The organism is Herbaspirillum sp. SJZ107, from assembly GCF_006715485.1.
Lineage (GTDB): Bacteria > Pseudomonadota > Gammaproteobacteria > Burkholderiales > Burkholderiaceae_D > Telluria.
In genome coordinates, this window is the sequence record NZ_VFNH01000004.1 from 1 (window position 1) to 15,399 (window position 15,399).

Annotated in this window: 12 protein-coding genes; 4 read left to right on the forward strand and 8 right to left on the reverse strand. The window is 68.7% G+C overall.

Features of this window, described 5'->3' with window-relative positions:
- The first annotated feature begins 344 nt into the window (after positions 1-344).
- The 4 genes from FBX97_RS23205 (at position 345) to FBX97_RS23220 (ending at position 4,908) form a co-directional block, all read left to right on the forward strand.
- Positions 345-1,502 (forward strand): efflux RND transporter periplasmic adaptor subunit, encoded by a 1,158-nt coding sequence (locus FBX97_RS23205; RefSeq protein ID WP_255517603.1) that lies wholly within the window; start codon positions 345-347, stop codon positions 1,500-1,502.
- Positions 1,499-2,944, forward strand: a complete 1,446-nt coding sequence (locus tag FBX97_RS23210) for an efflux transporter outer membrane subunit (protein WP_141837168.1) — start codon at positions 1,499-1,501, stop codon at positions 2,942-2,944. The genes FBX97_RS23205 and FBX97_RS23210 overlap by 4 nt, the downstream gene beginning before the upstream one ends.
- Before the next feature lie 122 nt (positions 2,945-3,066).
- Positions 3,067-3,927, forward strand: a complete 861-nt coding sequence (pbpG, locus tag FBX97_RS23215; RefSeq protein WP_141837170.1) for a D-alanyl-D-alanine endopeptidase — start codon at positions 3,067-3,069, stop codon at positions 3,925-3,927.
- A gap of 27 nt (positions 3,928-3,954) precedes the next feature.
- A complete protein-coding gene (locus tag FBX97_RS23220; protein WP_141837172.1) occupies positions 3,955-4,908 on the forward strand; it encodes a LysR family transcriptional regulator in 954 nt (317 codons plus the stop codon).
- A gap of 3 nt (positions 4,909-4,911) precedes the next feature.
- Here the strand turns inward: FBX97_RS23220 and FBX97_RS23225 are convergent, their stop codons facing one another.
- The 8 genes from FBX97_RS23225 to FBX97_RS23260 are packed head-to-tail and all read right to left on the reverse strand — an operon-like array spanning position 4,912 to position 15,399.
- Positions 4,912-6,363 (reverse strand): aldehyde dehydrogenase family protein, encoded by a 1,452-nt coding sequence (locus FBX97_RS23225; RefSeq protein ID WP_141837174.1) that lies wholly within the window; start codon positions 6,361-6,363, stop codon positions 4,912-4,914.
- Between the two features lie 2 nt (positions 6,364-6,365).
- Positions 6,366-7,172: an enoyl-CoA hydratase/isomerase family protein gene (locus FBX97_RS23230; protein ID WP_141837176.1), complete on the reverse strand. Its 807-nt coding sequence runs from the start codon at positions 7,170-7,172 to the stop codon at positions 6,366-6,368.
- Between the two features lie 14 nt (positions 7,173-7,186).
- The gene (locus FBX97_RS23235) at positions 7,187-7,807 is read right to left on the reverse strand and encodes a UbiX family flavin prenyltransferase (protein WP_141837178.1); all 621 of its coding nucleotides are present in this window, start codon (positions 7,805-7,807) and stop codon (positions 7,187-7,189) included.
- Entirely contained in the window at positions 7,804-9,267 is a 1,464-nt protein-coding gene (locus FBX97_RS23240) for a UbiD family decarboxylase (protein ID WP_141837180.1), read from the reverse strand. Before FBX97_RS23240 ends, FBX97_RS23235 begins: the two co-directional genes overlap by 4 nt.
- The gene (locus tag FBX97_RS23245) at positions 9,264-10,811 is read right to left on the reverse strand and encodes an AMP-binding protein (protein WP_141837182.1); all 1,548 of its coding nucleotides are present in this window, start codon (positions 10,809-10,811) and stop codon (positions 9,264-9,266) included. The genes FBX97_RS23240 and FBX97_RS23245 overlap by 4 nt, the downstream gene beginning before the upstream one ends.
- Before the next feature lie 51 nt (positions 10,812-10,862).
- Positions 10,863-11,441: a (2Fe-2S)-binding protein gene (locus FBX97_RS23250; RefSeq protein ID WP_141837184.1), complete on the reverse strand. Its 579-nt coding sequence runs from the start codon at positions 11,439-11,441 to the stop codon at positions 10,863-10,865.
- A complete protein-coding gene (locus tag FBX97_RS23255) occupies positions 11,438-12,256 on the reverse strand; it encodes a xanthine dehydrogenase family protein subunit M (protein ID WP_141837186.1) in 819 nt (272 codons plus the stop codon). Before FBX97_RS23255 ends, FBX97_RS23250 begins: the two co-directional genes overlap by 4 nt.
- A complete protein-coding gene (locus FBX97_RS23260; RefSeq protein WP_370457328.1) occupies positions 12,253-15,399 on the reverse strand; it encodes a molybdopterin cofactor-binding domain-containing protein in 3,147 nt (1,048 codons plus the stop codon). Before FBX97_RS23260 ends, FBX97_RS23255 begins: the two co-directional genes overlap by 4 nt.

Below are 15,399 nucleotides of genomic sequence, written 5' to 3' on the forward strand. Positions count from 1 at the left end.
CCCATCCCGAACAGGACCGTGAAACGACTTTGCGCCGATGATAGTGCTGCAACCAGTGTGAAAGTAGGTTATCGTCAGGCTAATTAATAGCAGTAAGTAAAGTAGTAATGCAAAACCCCACTCAGCAAGCTGAGTGGGGTTTTTTGCTTTTTGTTACCGAATTTCACAACGCGCTCGCCGTATTCCCAGTATGTGTATACTCGGGATATTTCTGATGTCGTCGTCCCATGGCTGCTGATCAACAAGACAGAACATCCCGTTTGCCCGCGCGCGCGCGCCGCGCGACTGCCGCCTACGTGGCAGCGGCTCTCCTTTCATTGGCTGCCGTGGCAGGCATCCCATCCGTGTCGGCACAGGCAACCAAGCCCCCTTCACCTGCCGCTCCCGCGGCTCCGGCTGCACCCCCACCGGTCAAGCTCGACACCGTCACCGCCCAGCGCGGCGACATCCGCGACACGATCGCGGCGACCGGCAAACTGCAGCTGCACAAATGGGCCGACGTCTATCCACAGATCGGCGGCCAGGTGAAGGATGTGCCCGTGGCCATCGGCGACACGGTCAAGGCCGACCAGCCCTTGATCGAAATTACCCCCACCCAGCAGCCGACCAAGGCCGAAAGCAATCGCGCCCAGATGGCCCGGCTGCAGGCGGACCTGGCCGACCAGCGTGCGCAACTCGATTTTGCCGAACTGCAGTTCAAGCGCCAGACCCAGCTCAAAGCCCAGAACGCGACCCGCGAGGAAGCCTTCGAATCCGCACGCATGAGCGCATCCTCGGCAAGCGCGCGCGTCGATGCGATCACCGCCCAGATCCGCGAACTGGAAGCGACCTTGAAGATCGACGAGGAAGCGCGCCAGAAAACGACGGTGAAGGCGCCGATCGCGGGTACCGTCGTATCGCTGGCCGCGCGCCCCGGACAAATGGTCACGGCGGCACAACCGGCCGCGCCGCTGCTCCGCATCGCCGACCTGTCCGACATGACGGTGGCCGCGCGCGTTGCGGAAAACGACGTGACGCGGCTGCGGCCCGGCATGGACGCGAGCTTCACCACGCCGGGCTACCCCGGCAAGCACTGGTCCGGGAAGCTGCGCCAGGTGATCCCGATTCCGGCGGACGGCACCGGGGACCAGGGCAAGCAGGCTTTTTATATCGTCCTGTTCGAAGTGAAGAATCCGAATCATGCACTGATGAGCGGCATGAGTGCGCAGGTGCAGTTCGTGGTCGCGCAGGCCAGGGATGCGCTGCTGTTGCCGGCGAAAGTCCTGGGTGCGCCCGACGACGATGGCCTGTATGACGTCAACGTCGTCGACAATGCCCGGCAGATCAGTCCGCGCAAGCTGAAGGTGGGCGTGCGTACGGGCCAGCAGGCACAGATCCTGGCCGGGCTGGATGACGGCGACAAGGTGCTGGTCGGTCCGGTGCCCAGGGGGCTTGCGCTACCCGTTGCGCCGAATGCCGGCACCAGGCCGCCGGTGGCGTCGGCGCTCGAGGCGCATCAATGAGGTTGCGCGCCCTGAAGCTGCCACTGCGCGGTGTGCCGGCAGCAACGGCATTGGCACTCGCCGGCGCCGTGCTGGCCGGCTGTGCCAGCCGCGGCCCGAGCGCCGAGCCGCCGCCCAAGGTCGACCTGCCGGCCGGGTGGTCGGCTGCAGGTACGCCTGACCATGGGGCCTGGCCCGACAAGCAGTGGTGGCAGCGCTTCGGCAGCGCCGAGCTGACCCGCCTGGTCGATGAAGGCCAGGCCGGCAACCTGGAACTGGCGGGCGCGCTCGAGCGCGTCAAGCAGGCGGAAGCCGGGGCCCGCATCGCCGGCGTGTCGCTGCTGCCGACCGCGAGCTTTTCCAGCGGCGCCAACCGGTCGGTGCCGATCGGCAGCGGCAGCGGCAGCACCTCCGCCAGCAGTGCCTTGCAGGTGTCCTACGAAGTCGATTTCTGGGGCAGGAACAAGGCCAGCGTGGCATCTGCCCAAGCCTCGCTCGCGGCCAACCGTTTCGACCGCCAGACCGTCGCCCTGACCGTCACCAGCGGCATCGTCGCGACCTATCTGCAGGTGCTGTCGCTGCGCGACCGGCTTGCCGTCGCGCGCCAGCACGTGGCAAATGCCGAGCAGTTGCTGGCCCTGGTGGAAGCGCAGAAGAGCGCAGGCGCGGCGTCGTCGCTCGACCTGGCGCGCCAGCGTTCTGCCGTGGCGCAGCGCAAGTCCGACATACCGGACCTGGTGCAGCAGGAACGCGAAGCGCAGTCGGCGCTGGCGATCCTGCTCGGCAAAGCGCCGCAGACCTTTTCGGTGGCCGAGGGAGGACTGGCGGCGATCACCTTGCCCGAGGTGGCGCCGGGGCTGCCGTCGGAACTGCTGGCGCGCCGGCCCGACATCCGCCGCGCCGAGGCCGACCTGGCGGCCGCCAATGCCAACGTGGCCGTCGCCCGTGCCAACCTGTTCCCCAGCATCAGCCTGACCGGGGCGATGGGCACGCAAAGCAGCGCCTTGCTGTCGCTGCTGAACGCGCCGAACCTGGTCGCCAACGTCAGTGCCTCGCTGTTCACGCCGATCTTCGACGGCGGCCGCCTCAAGCGCGAACGCGACATCGCCATCTCGCGCAAACAGGAAGTGGTGCAGGCCTACCGTGCGACCGTGATCGCCGCCTTGTCGGAAGTGGACAACGCACTCGGCCAGGTCCACAGCCTGGATGAGCAGCAGCGCCTGAAGACGGTCGAACTCGACCAGGCACGCCAGGCCTACGACCTGGCGGAAATCCGCTACAAGCTGGGTGCCGAGGATTTCATGACGGTGCTCGATACCCAGCGTGCCTTGTCGGACGTGCAGAACGACATGGGGATCCTGAAACTGCGGCGCCTGCAGGCGACGGTGTCCCTGTACAAGGCGCTCGGCGGCGGCTGGCAGGACGAGCCGACCGCCGGCAAGCCGGCTTCCGCAAAATCCTGATCCTTGGAGTCCTGAGGCTTTGCGGCCCTAAGGCTTTGCTAAGTCGGGTTGACTACGATTGCGGGATCTTGTTTCCCTATCGCACGTCCTTGGCGACGGCGCGCACCTGTCTGGTCGACCTCATGAAATTGTTTGCTTCCGCTCTCCTGGCAGCGGGCCTGCTGGCCGCTACCGCATCCGCAGTACAAGCCCGTGACAGGCAACCCACCCCGGTGCCGCCGGCCGCGCGCCTGACGGCGCTGCGCTCGAGCGCAGTCCTCATCCTCGATCCCAAGACAAAACAGGTCCTGTACCAGAAACATGCGGATGCGGTCATGCCGATCGCATCGCTGACCAAGCTGATGACGGCGCTGGTGGTGCTGGAAGCGAAGCAGGATATGGCGCAAACGCTGGCCATCACCGCTGCCGACGTCGACCGCCTCAAGTATTCGTCGTCGCGCCTGCGCGTCGGTACGCGCCTGCCGCGTTCGACCATGCTCCACCTCGCGCTGATGAGTTCCGAGAACCGGGCGGCGTCGGCACTGGGCCGCAACTACCCGGGCGGCACCAGGAAGTTCGTCGCCGCGATGAACGCCAAGGCGCGCGCCCTCGGCATGCGCCACACGCGCTACGTCGAGCCGACCGGCCTGTCGAGCGCGAACGTCTCGACGCCGAAAGATCTTGCCAGGCTCGTGGTCGCGGTCGAAAAACATCCGCTCGTGCGGCGCTATTCGACCGACCGCGAACACACGATCAGCCAGGGCAGGGAGCGCACCGTCTACCACAACACCAATCGCCTGACCGCCAGCCGAAGCTGGAAGATCCGGATGCAGAAGACCGGCTATATCTCGGAGGCGGGTCGCTGCATGGTCCTGCATGCGGCCGTGCGCGGACGCCCGACCGTGATGGTGTTCCTGGACGCGCAGGGCACGCGCGCGCGCGTGGCCGATGCGAACCGCGTACGCGCCTGGCTGGCCAGTCTCAATCCCTGGGCACGGAATTAGCGGCAATCTCGGTTAAGATGGACCGCTATGGAATTCCGCCAGATTAACTACTTCATCGCCCTCTACGAAGAGGGCACCGTGACCCGCGCTGCGCACCGGCTCAACATCGTGCAGCCGGCCCTGAGCATGCAGATCGCCAAGCTGGAAGAGCAGCTCGGGCAGCAGTTGTTCGAGCGCTCCAAGCAGGGCATGGTGCCGACCGCGGCCGGACGGCAGATGTACCGCCTGTTCCTGCCGATCATGCGCGACTTCTCGAACGCGCACGCGCAGCTGCTCAGCAGCGACGGCGCCATCCGCGGCGAGGTGAACGTCGGCCTGATCGCCTCGGTGACCGAGGGGGTGCTGGTCGATACGCTGAGCGAGTTCTCGAACCGCTATCCGGAGGTCGACGTGTCGGTGGCCGACGGCTATACCAGCATGCTGATCGACTGGGTGACGGCAGGGCGGCTGGATGCGGCCATCATCAACAAGCCGCGCCGTCCGCTCGCGCTCGACGTCGAGCACATCGTCGACGAAGAGATGGTCCTGATCACCAGCGCCGCATCGGACCAGGGCGTGCCGCAGAGCCTGGCCCTGCGCCAGCTGTCCTCGCTGGACCTGGCGCTGGTGCTGCCGACGCGCGGGCACGGCCTGCGCGGCACCATCGACGCGTTTGCGGAAAGCGAGAACATCGAGCTGGCGCCGAAGTTCGAGATCGATTCGCTGGTGGCGACCGTCAAGCTGGTCGAGCAGGCCCGGGTGGCGACGATCGTGCCGCGCATCGCGGTGCACCGCCAGCTCAGCAGCGGTACCCTGCGCGAGCATGCGATCACGTCGCCGCGGCTGGTGCGGCGGATGGTGAGCGTGTCGCATCCGCGGCGGCCCTTGAGCCCCGCGGCACGGCTGTTCCTGTCGATGCTGGCTGCGAACCTGCGGCTGCGTGCGCCGGCCGAGCCGGCGGGCGCAGCCGAGGCGGCACCCGGGTCGGCGCCGCCGGCCTGAGAATCAGACCAGGCCCACGCTGCGGTAGATGTGCTTGGTCTCGAGGAAGTCGTTCAAGCCCTCGTAGCCGTGCAGTCGGCCCACGCCGCTGCGCCGGTAGCCGCCGGTCTCCGCTTCCGCGAACAGCCGGTTATGGTCGTTGATCCACACCGTGCCGTTGCGCAGTGCGCGCGCGACGCGCATGCCGCGGTCGCCGTCGAGGGTCCAGACGCTGGCCGACAGCCCGAACACCGTGTGGTTGGCGCGCGCCACCGCGTCTTTTTCGTCCTCGAAACGCTCCAACACCACGAAGGGGCCGAAGATCTCGTCCTGCACGAAAAAGGCGCTGCTGTCCTGGTGCGCCACCAGCGTCGGCGTCAGGAAGTGGCCGTCCGCCAGCCGGCCGCCCGGACGGCCGCCCTGCAGCACGACCTCGTCGCAGATGTCGAACGCGCGCTCGGCCGCGCCGGCCACCTGCTCCAGCGCCTGGGCATCGATCAGCGGGCCCATGCCGGCACCCGGCGTGTCGCCCGGCGCCACCACGATGCTGCTCAGGGCGTGCTTCAGCGCCTGCTTCATCTCGTCGTAGCGCGAGGCGTGGACCAGCACGCGGCGCGCGGCCGTGCATTGCTGGCCCGAGATGACGGTCGCGGCCGCCGCGATGCGCTGGGCGCTCGCGCCGATGTCGGCGTCGGGGAACACCAGGCAGCAGGATTTGCCGCCCAGTTCCAGCGACAGCTTCTTCATGGTCGGCGCTGCCGCCGCCATGATGCGCTGGCCGGTGCCGTTGGAGCCGGTGAAGCTCAGCACGTCGACGTCCTCGGAGGCCACCAGTTCCTGGGCGGCCTCGCTGCCGGTTTCCAGCACCAGGTTCACTACGCCGCGCGGCAGGGTCTCGACCGCCGCCAGTTCGCGCAGCACCTGGGCCGTGATCTGGGCGGTCTGGTGGGCCGGCTTGACGACGACGCTGCAGCCGGCCGCCAGCGCCGGTGCCAGCGAGCGGATCAGGAGCACGACCGGCGCGTTCCAGGGAATGATCAGTCCCGCCACGCCGGCCGCCTCGCGCAGCGTCGCCGAGTAGGCACCCGGCTCGACTTCCGTGAAGTGGCCCGGCATGTGGCGCGCCAGGCCGGCGTAGTAGCGGATTTCCGAGATGGCGGCGGCCATCTCGCCGCGCGACTGCGCCATCACCTTGCCGTTTTCCTGGGTCAGCAGCGCCGCCAGCTCGTGGCGCCTTTCCAGGCGCTCGGCCCATTGCAGCAGCACGTTCTGGCGCAGGCGGGCATCGTGCGGCCACAGCGAGGTGTCGAAGGCGTGGCGCGCGCTGGCGATCGCCGCGCGCGCGTCCGCCAGGCCGCCGGCCGCGAGGCTGCCGATGACGCTGCCGTCGGCCGGATTGCGGCTGGTGGCGACGCCGCCGCCCACCGCGCTCTGCCACTGGCCGTCGATGTAGTTAAGGGCGTTCAGCTGGGTCATGCTCAGCTGCCCTTGAATTGCGGTGCGCGCTTGCCGTGGAAGGCTTCGACGCCTTCGCGGAAGTCGTCGGAAGCGCGCAGGCGGCTGTAGCAATGGCCTTCCAGTTCGATCGCGATCGACAGCGGCGAATCCTCGGTGTCGTTCAGCAGCTTCTTGGCGGTGCGCTGGGCCAGCGGCGAGAACGCGACCAGTTCCTCGACCAGGCGGTCGGTGGCGGCTTCCAGTTCCGCATCCGCCACGAACTCGGTGGCGACGCCCCAGTCGTAGGCCTGCTGGCCGGGGATGCGGCGCGAACGCATCACGATGTCCTTGGTGCGGGTGATGCCGACCATCTTCTGCAGGCGCGCCGAGCCGCCCGAACCCGGGATCTGGCCGAGCTTCTGTTCCGGCAGCGCGTAGAAGGTGGTGTCGGTGACGATGCGGAAGTCGCAGGCCAGCGAGATCTCGAAGCCGACGCCGAAGCAGAAGCCGCGGTTGGCGGCGATCACCGGCTTGCTGCAGCGCGTCGGCGCCGCGATGTTCCATGCCAGCTTGGAGACGTGTTCGGGCGAGGCTTCCAGGAAGCCCTTGATGTCGCCGCCGCTGGAGAAGTGCTGGCCTTCGGCGCGCAGCACGATCACGCGCACGCGCTCGTCCTCGTCGAGCGACTCGAACACCAGGCGCAGCTGCTCGCGCTGGCGCATCGAGATGATGTTGAACTGGCCGTTGGACAGGACGATGTCGGCGCGCTGGCGCTCGGCATCGACATCCACGCGGAAGCCGTCGAGGTTCTCGAGCAGGTCGTGGGCAGGGTGTTTCAGTTGGGTCATGCTGTTCTCCTTGGTTATTCTGTGGTGTCGTTTGCTTGCTTGGATTCGGTGGTGGCGCCCCGCGGCATGCCTTCCCAGCGCCTGACCAGGCCCTCGTGCGGCAGGTCGAACAGGTCGAGCAGGCGCCCCACCGTGTGGTCGACCAGGTCGTCGAGCGAATCCGGACGGGTGTAGAAGGCCGGCACCGGCGGGAAGATGATGCCGCCCATTTCGGTCACGGCCGTCATGTTGCGCAGGTGCGCCAGGTTCAGGGGCGTCTCGCGCGCCACCAGCACCAGCCGGCGGCGTTCCTTCAGGATCACGTCGGCGGCGCGCGATACCAGGTTGTCGGCCAGTCCGTGGGCGATGCTGGCCAGCGTCTTCATCGAGCACGGCGCCACCACCATGCCGGCCGAGCGGAACGAGCCGCTGGCGATCGTGGCGCCGATGTCCTTGACGTTGTGGACCACGTCGGCCAACGCCTCGATGTCGGCGCGGCGCATGTCGAGTTCCTGCTGCGCCGTCATCACGCCGGACGACGACATCACCAGATGGGTCTCGCAGGCGCCGGACGCGCGCAGCGCCTGCAGCATGCGCACGCCGTACACCGCGCCGCTGGCGCCGGTGATGGCGACGATCAGGCGGGGCTTGCTCATTGCAAGCCCACCCCGTGCCAGTCCACCGCGGCGCCGGGCACGATTTCCTGGGCGAGGTCGATCTCGAGTTCGCCCGGGATGCGCACCTTGGTGAAGATGTAACCGCGGTAGGATACCGGGCGCGTCGCGTCCAGGCCCATCTTGGCGCCGACGCCCTGCAGGTGCGGCGGGGCCGGTTCGTCGATGTCGTGGTGGCCGGTGGCGACGGTGGTGGAGGGATCCAGCACCGAGCCCTGGGCACCGCTGATCACGATCAGGTCGCGGTCGGCCTGGAAGCGCGTGGCCACCGCCCACTCGACCTGCTGCGGATCGTGCACGTCGACGTCGTCGTCGACCACGATCACCTGCTTGATGTCGTAGTGGGCGCCGAACGCGCCGAGGATCACGTTCTTCGGCTCGCCCTCGCGCGCCTTGCGGAACTTGACGAACAGGTGGTAGCGGCCGACGCCGCCGACCGACAGGTGAACGTCCGTCACGCCCGGGAAGCTGCGCTGCAAGTGGGCCAGCATGGTCGCCTCGCGCGGGATGGAACCCAGCAGCAGGTGTTCCATCTCGGCCGGCACGATGGTGTGGAAGATCGGGTTGGTGCGGGTGGTCACGGCATCGACCACGATCACTTCGCGCTTCTCCTGGGCGCTGTAGTACTTCGGGAATTCGCCGAACGGGCCTTCGGCTTCGCGCACTTGCGGCAGCAGCCGGCCTTCGATGACGATTTCCGCATTCGCCGGCACGCGCACGGCATTCGTCGTGCATTTCACCACCGGCAGCGGGGCGCCGTGCAGGGCGCCGGCGATTTCCAGTTCGTCGTGGTCGATCGGCGTGATCGCCTGCGACGCCAGCAGCGTGAGCGGATCGGCGCCGATGACGACCGCGACGTCGAGCGCCTGGCCTTCGGCTTCGGCCGCTTTGTAAAACGCGAGCAGGTGGCGCGGCAGCATCAGGATCGCCATGCGGTCGCGGCCGTGCACCTGGATGCGGTTGATCGAGACGTTCTGCACGCCGGTCGCCGGATTGCGCGCGATCACCAGGCCGGCCGTGATGTAGGGGCCGTTGTCATGCTCGCTGTGGGTCGGGATCGGCAGCATCGTGTTCAAATCCTTCGATGCGTCCATCGGCGTCACCACCTGCTGGCAGGGCGCCTCGCTAGACGCCACTTCGCGCCATGGCAGCGGGTGCTCGGCGGCGTGGCGGAAGGCCGCCAGCAGGCCATCCTGCTCGACGCCCATCGCCTCGGCGATCCAGCCGCGTTTCGACACGAAGCCCGACACCACCGGTATCGTGTGGCCGGCCGGCTTCGGGAAATAAGCGGCCTGCTTGCCGTCCAGGCGCTTGGCGATGGCGGCCAGGCGGTGCTTCAGCGGCACGCCCTCGCGGATCACGGCCAGGCGGCCGGTGGTCTGCAGGTGCGCGAGCCAGGTGCGCAGGTCGGTGGCCTTCGGTTTCGGCGTATCGTTTCTCATTGTTGTGCCTTTCCTTCTTCATGGGCCGGCAGGGCTTCGTAGTCGCCGGCGATCAGCTTGCGCCGCAGGATCTTCCCGACCGGCGACTTGGGGATTTCGCGCACGAACACATAGTCGCGCGGACGCTTGAAATTCTGCAGGTCCGACTGGCGCACGTGTTCGTTCAGCGCTTCCGGGCTGGTGTCGCCGCGCGGCTTGACGAAGGCGACCACGCGCTGGCCCCAGCGCTCGTCCTGCAGGCCGGCCACCGCCACCTCGTCCACGTCCGGGTGCAGCGACAGTACCGATTCGATGTCCACCGGCGAGATGTTTTCGCCGCCGCTGATGATCATGTCGTCCACGCGTCCCGTGACGAACAGGTCGCCGTCCGGGTCGAGGTAGCCGGTGTCGCCGGTGAAGTACCAGCCGGCGCGGATCGACTTGGCGTTGGCGTCGGGACGATTCCAGTAGGCCTCGAAGGCTTCGTCGCCCTGCAGTTCGCAGACGATCTGGCCTTCCTCGCCCGGTGCCACCACCTGGTCCGCGGTGTCGGCGCCGAGCGCCACCACGCGGATGCGGGTGTTGATGCCGGCGCGTCCGGCGCTGCCGGCCTTGCGGGTGGCGTCCTGGTCGAATGCGAAGGTGAAGACTTCGGACGAACCGTAGTGGTTCACGAACAGCTCGGGCTTGAAGGTCTCGTTCAGGCGCTTCAGCAGGCCGTCCTGCATCGGTGCGCCGGCGAAGCCGAGCTTGGTCACCGAGGCGATCTCGGCGCCGTGCTGCGCGCGCCATGCCAGCATGTCGTGGTACAGCGTCGGCACCAGGTACAGCGCCGTGATGCGCTCCTGCTCGATCGACTGGAAGGCGGCGGCGCAGTCGAACTTGGGCACGCACACGAACACGCCGTCGACCAGCGCCATCGCCAGCAGCGAGCGCACGCCCATCGTGTGGTACAGCGGCATGACGCCGAGCGTGCGTTCGCCGCGGCGGTACAGGTTCTGCGCCACGTGGCCGAGGGCGGCGGCGCGTTCGGCGCGGTGCTTGCGCGGCACGCCTTTCGGCTTGCCGGTGGTGCCCGAGGTGTACAGCATCAGCGAGATGTCCTCGCTGCTTGCTGCCAGCAGCGGGGCGGCCGGCGCGTGCTCGAGCAGCTGTTCGTAGCGTACGGTGCCGTCGGCGCCGCCCACGGCGATGCGGGTGAGGCGGGCCGCGGTCGGGCTGCCGGCCACCGCTTCCGCGCTGACCGGTTCGTAGACGACGGCCTTGGCCGCCGAGTCGGTGGCGCAGTATTCGACCTCGTCCGGCTTGGCGCGCCAGTTCAGCGGCGTGACGATCGCGCCCAGGAACTGGCAGGCCCAGTGGATGGTCGCCATCTCGATGCGGTTCTGCAGCACGACCATCAGGTGGTCGCCGCGTGTGACGCCGAGCACGGACAGGCCCTCGGCCACGCGTTGAATGCGCTCGTACCATTCGGCATACGTCAGGCGCTGCGCGCCGTCGACCACGGCCAGCGCATGCGGGCTGCGTTCGACGCTTTGCAGGAAGGTGCGTCCTAGATCCAGCACGGTGTTCTCCTCTATTGTCGTTGTATATAGATGTCGGTGTCGGGCGCGATGTCAGGCGTTCACGAGCCTGGCCTGCTCGGCGGCGCCGACGCCCGCATGGCCGGGCTTGTCCGCCTCCGGCGTGGCGCCGACCGGGCGGCCCAGGCGCGACGCGGCGGTCTCCAGCACCGCCTTGACGATGTTGGTGTAGCCGGTGCAGCGGCACAGGTGGCCGGACAGCATCTCGCGCACTTCCTGTTCGTTCGGATCCGGCTTGCGCGCCAGGTAGTCGGCGCAGGACATCATGATGCCGGCCGTGCAGAAGCCGCACTGCAGCGCGTGGTTGCGGCGGAAGGCTTCCTGCAGGTCGGCCAGGCCATCCTGCCCGCGATTCAGACCTTCCACGGTCTCGATGCTGCGGCCCTCGGCCTGCACCGCCAGGCTCAGGCAGGTGCGCGAGGCCACGCCGTCGATGGTGACGGTGCAGGCGCCGCACACGCCGTGCTCGCAGCCGACGTGGGTGCCGGTCGCGCCCAGCTCGTGGCGCAGGAAATCGGACAGCAGGGTGCGCGGTTCGCAGGTGCCGCTGCGGCGCTGGCCGTTCAGCACCAGTTCGATGCGCACGACGTCGTTCTTCTGGTAAGTCTTCATGACATGGCCCTGTCGATCGCGGTGCGGCCCAGGTGGCGCACCAGTTGTCTACGGAACTTGGCGGAGGCGTGGTGATCGTCCTTGGCACCCAGTTCCCATGCAAAATCGTTGATTGCCGCGTCCAGGTCGGCCCGCGACAGGCAGCCCCAGGACTTGACGCGCGGCCGGTCCGAGACGCCGCCGACCGCCAGCCGGATGCCGTCCGGGCGCACCACGGCGGCCACCGCGCAGATCGCGAAGTCGCCGTGGCGGCCGGCGAATTCCTCGAAGGCATAGCGCACGCCGGATTCCGCCAGCGGATAGCGCACTTCCTCGACCAGTTCGTCGGGCCGGCGCGCGGTCATCAGCATGCCCTGGAAAAAGTCGTCGGCAGCGACGGTGCGGCGCCCGCTGCGGCTGCGCAGCACCACCTGGCCGCCCAGCGCCAGCAGGCACAGCGGCAGTTCCGCGCTCGGGTCGGCGTGGGCGACCGAGCCGCACACGGTGCCGCGGTTGCGGATCTGGAAGTGCGAGATGTGCGGGAAGGCCTGGGCCAGCAGCGGGACTTCCGCCGCCAGGCCAGCGCGCCACTCGACGCTGCCCTGGGTGGCGGCGGCGCCGATGGCCAGCACGCCGGCCTCCTGGCGCACGTAGTCCAGGTCCGGCACGCGCGAGATGTCGATCAGCACGCTGGGCTGGGCCAGGCGCAGGTTGAGGACCGCCATCAGCGACTGGCCGCCGGCGAGGATGCGCGCGTCTTCGCCGGCATCGGCCAGCAGCGCGACCGCTTCGGCGGCGCTGTCGGGGCGGGCGTAATCGAAGGCTTGCGGTTTCATGCTTTGACTCCAAACAGGGCTTTCAGGCGCTGCCACAGGCTGCGTGGCGGCGTGGCGGCGGCGTTCCCGGTGGCGGCCGGCGCGGCGGTAGCGCCGTTCTCGTCGCGCTTGCCGCTGCCACCGGCCTCGCGGCCGAGCTGCTCGAACAGCTGGTTCAGCACGATCCTGGCCGCGCCTTCCAGCATGCGGCTGCCGACCGCCGCGACCTTGCCCGAGACGTCGGCCTCGTAGTCGTAGCGCAGCAGCGTGCCGCTACCTTGCGGTTCGAGCGTGACCAGGCCGCTGCCGCTGGCGCTGCCGACCGAAGACAGGCCGGAACCGGCCAGGCGCAGGCTGCGCGGCGGGTCGAGTTCGGACAGGGCGACTTCGGCCGAGTAGCGCGCCTTGATCATGCCGACGCCGACCGTGACGTCGGCGCGGTAGCGGTTCTCGCCGTTCGGTTCGAGTGCGTTGCAGCCGGGGATGACCTTGGCCAGCGCGGCCGGATCCAGCAGCACGCGGAACACGGCTTCCGGGGTCGCGTCGAGCACGACTTCGCCGCGCGCGCCGAGGGATTTGCCCTTGCCGGTTTTGGCGCCCTTGACCGCATCGACGGCGGCGGTCGACGGAATCGCATCGCCGCCCGCGACCGGCACCGCGCCGGTCGACGGCTGCTGTGCCTGCGCCACCGCCTTCGACGGCGGCGGTTCGTCGGCGCCGATCAGGTCCATCACCTTCGATGGCGTCAGCGGCAGCGTCAGGTCGGCCACGCCCAGGGCATCGGCGACGGCATTCGCGATGCACGGAGGCGTGCTCATGTTGTTGCCTTCGCCGAGGCCCTTGGCGCCGAGCGGCGTGAACGGGGAGGGCGTCTCGATGTGGATGATCTGCGGTTCCGGCACTTCGCAGGTGGTCGGCACCAGGTAGTCGGCGAAGGTGCCGGACTGGAAGCTGCCGTCCTCGCCGTAGCGGAACTCTTCCATCAGCGCCGCGCCCAGGCCCTGGGCGAAGGCGCCGCGGATCTGGCCGTCGGCCAGCGCCGGATTCAGGATCTTGCCGGCATCGTGGGTGGTGACGTACTTGTCGATCGTGATGCGGCCGGTGTTGCGGTCGATCTCAATGCCGCAGACGTCGAAGGCGAAGCCGTAGGCGGCCGAGGTGTTGACGCGGTCCTGCTCGTCCGGCGCGCCGAGCGATTCGGCGGTCCAGAACGCGGTTTCGCGCAGGCCCGGCTCGACCCCCTCGGGCAGCAGCGCCGGCGCCCAGTGCGGGCTGGCGGCCATGCGCAGGAAAGGCAGCGATTTACCGGGATTGGCGGGTGAGTACACCTTGCCGTCCCTGAACACGACGTCGGCGGCGGCGCAGTCGAGCTGCGGCGCGGCAATCAGGGCCAGCTTGTCGCGCAGCTTGACGGCCGCCAGGTGCAGGGTGCCGGCCACGGCGCCGGCAAAGCGGCTCGAGTAGTTGCCGGCGGCGACCGACCAGGCATCCTTCTGGGTATCGAATTCGACGTTGACCGCGACCTGGTCCGGCTGCAGCCCGAACACGTCGGCCACCACCTGGGTGCACACGGTACGGTGGCCCTGGCCGGCCGGCGCCGACGCGATCACGACGTTGATGCCGCCGAGCGGGTCGATGCCGACCGTGGCGGAGGCGATGGCGCCGTTCTTCGGGCCGGCCTTGGCGCGCGCTTCCTTGGGCAGCACCGTCGTGATGTAGCCCATGTTCGAGATCGACGGCTCGACGATGGCGGCGAAGCCGATGCCGTACAGCCGGCCTTCAGCGCGCGCCCGCTCCCTTTTCGCATAAAGGCCGGCCAGGCCGCCTTCGCTCTGCACCAGTTCCAGCGCACGCTGGTAGTTGCCGGAATCGATCAGGGCGCCGGCCGCGGCGCGGTAGGGGAAGGCGTCGGCCGGAATGAAGTTGCGGCGGTAGACCTCGAGCGGCTCGAGCTGCAGTTCGACCGCGATGCGGTGCATCAGGCGTTCCAGCGCGATGTACACCTGCGGGCCGCCGAAGCCGCGCACCAGGCCGGCCGGGGTCTTGTTGGTCAGGACCACGCGGTTGCGCACCGACAGGTTCTGGATCGCATAGGCGCCGGTGAGCACGCCGTGCATGCGGTAGAAGGTGGCCGGTTCCGGTGCGCGCAGGTAGCCGCCGACGTCGTCGAGCTGGTCGTAGTCGAGGGCCGTGATGCGGCCGTCATTCTCGACCGCGGCGCGGATCGTCGACAGGCGGTTGGTGGCCGACGTCAGGCCGACCAGGTGCTCGAGGCGGTCTTCCACCCACTTGACCGGGGCGCCGGCCTTGCGCGAGGCGAGGCACATCAGCACCGCGTACTGGAACACGGCATGCTTGACGCCGAAGCTGCCGCCCGAGTCGCGGAAGTAGCGGTGGCGCAGCTTGTGGCCGGGCACGCGCAGGGCCAGCGCCATCACGGTGTGCAGCGAGAACGGTCCCATGAAGTTGGAGCTGACGTCGTAGCCTTCTTCCTCGGACAGCCAGCCGGCGATGACGACCGCGCATTCCATCGGGGTGCACGAGTTGCGCGGATAGCGCTGGGTCAGCGACACCACGTGCGGTGCGGCGGCGAAGGCGGATTCCGGGTCGCCGTAGCGGAAGCTGCGGTCGCTGACGACGTTGCTGCCGACGCCTTCGTGCAGTACCGGTGCGTCGGCCAGGATGGCGTCGTCGATGGTGGTGACCGCCGCCAGCGGTGCGTAGTCGACCAGGATCAGGTCGGCCGCGTCTTCGGCCAGGTAGCGGGTGTCGGCGACGACGACCGCCACCGGCTCGCCGACGTAGCGCACGTGTTCGCGCGCCAGCGCCCACATCTCCATCTGCGCCTTGACGCCGACGACGAAGGGTTTCGACCAGTCGGCCAGGTCGGCGCCGGTCAGCACGGCGCGCACGCCCGGGGCGGCGTCGGCGCGGCTGCTGTCGATGCGGGTGATGGCGGCATGCGCATGCGGCGAGCGCACGATGGTCGCATGCAGGGTGCCGGGCTTGACGCCGACGTCGTCGCCGAACTGGCCGCGGCCGGTGAGCAGCGAGACGTCTTCGATGCGCTGCAGGGGGCGTCCGAGGAAGGGGCGATTCTCTGCCGCCTGTGCCGCTGATGCCTGCGCACCGTCGCCGGCGGCTGGGTGGGTTTTCATGTCCAT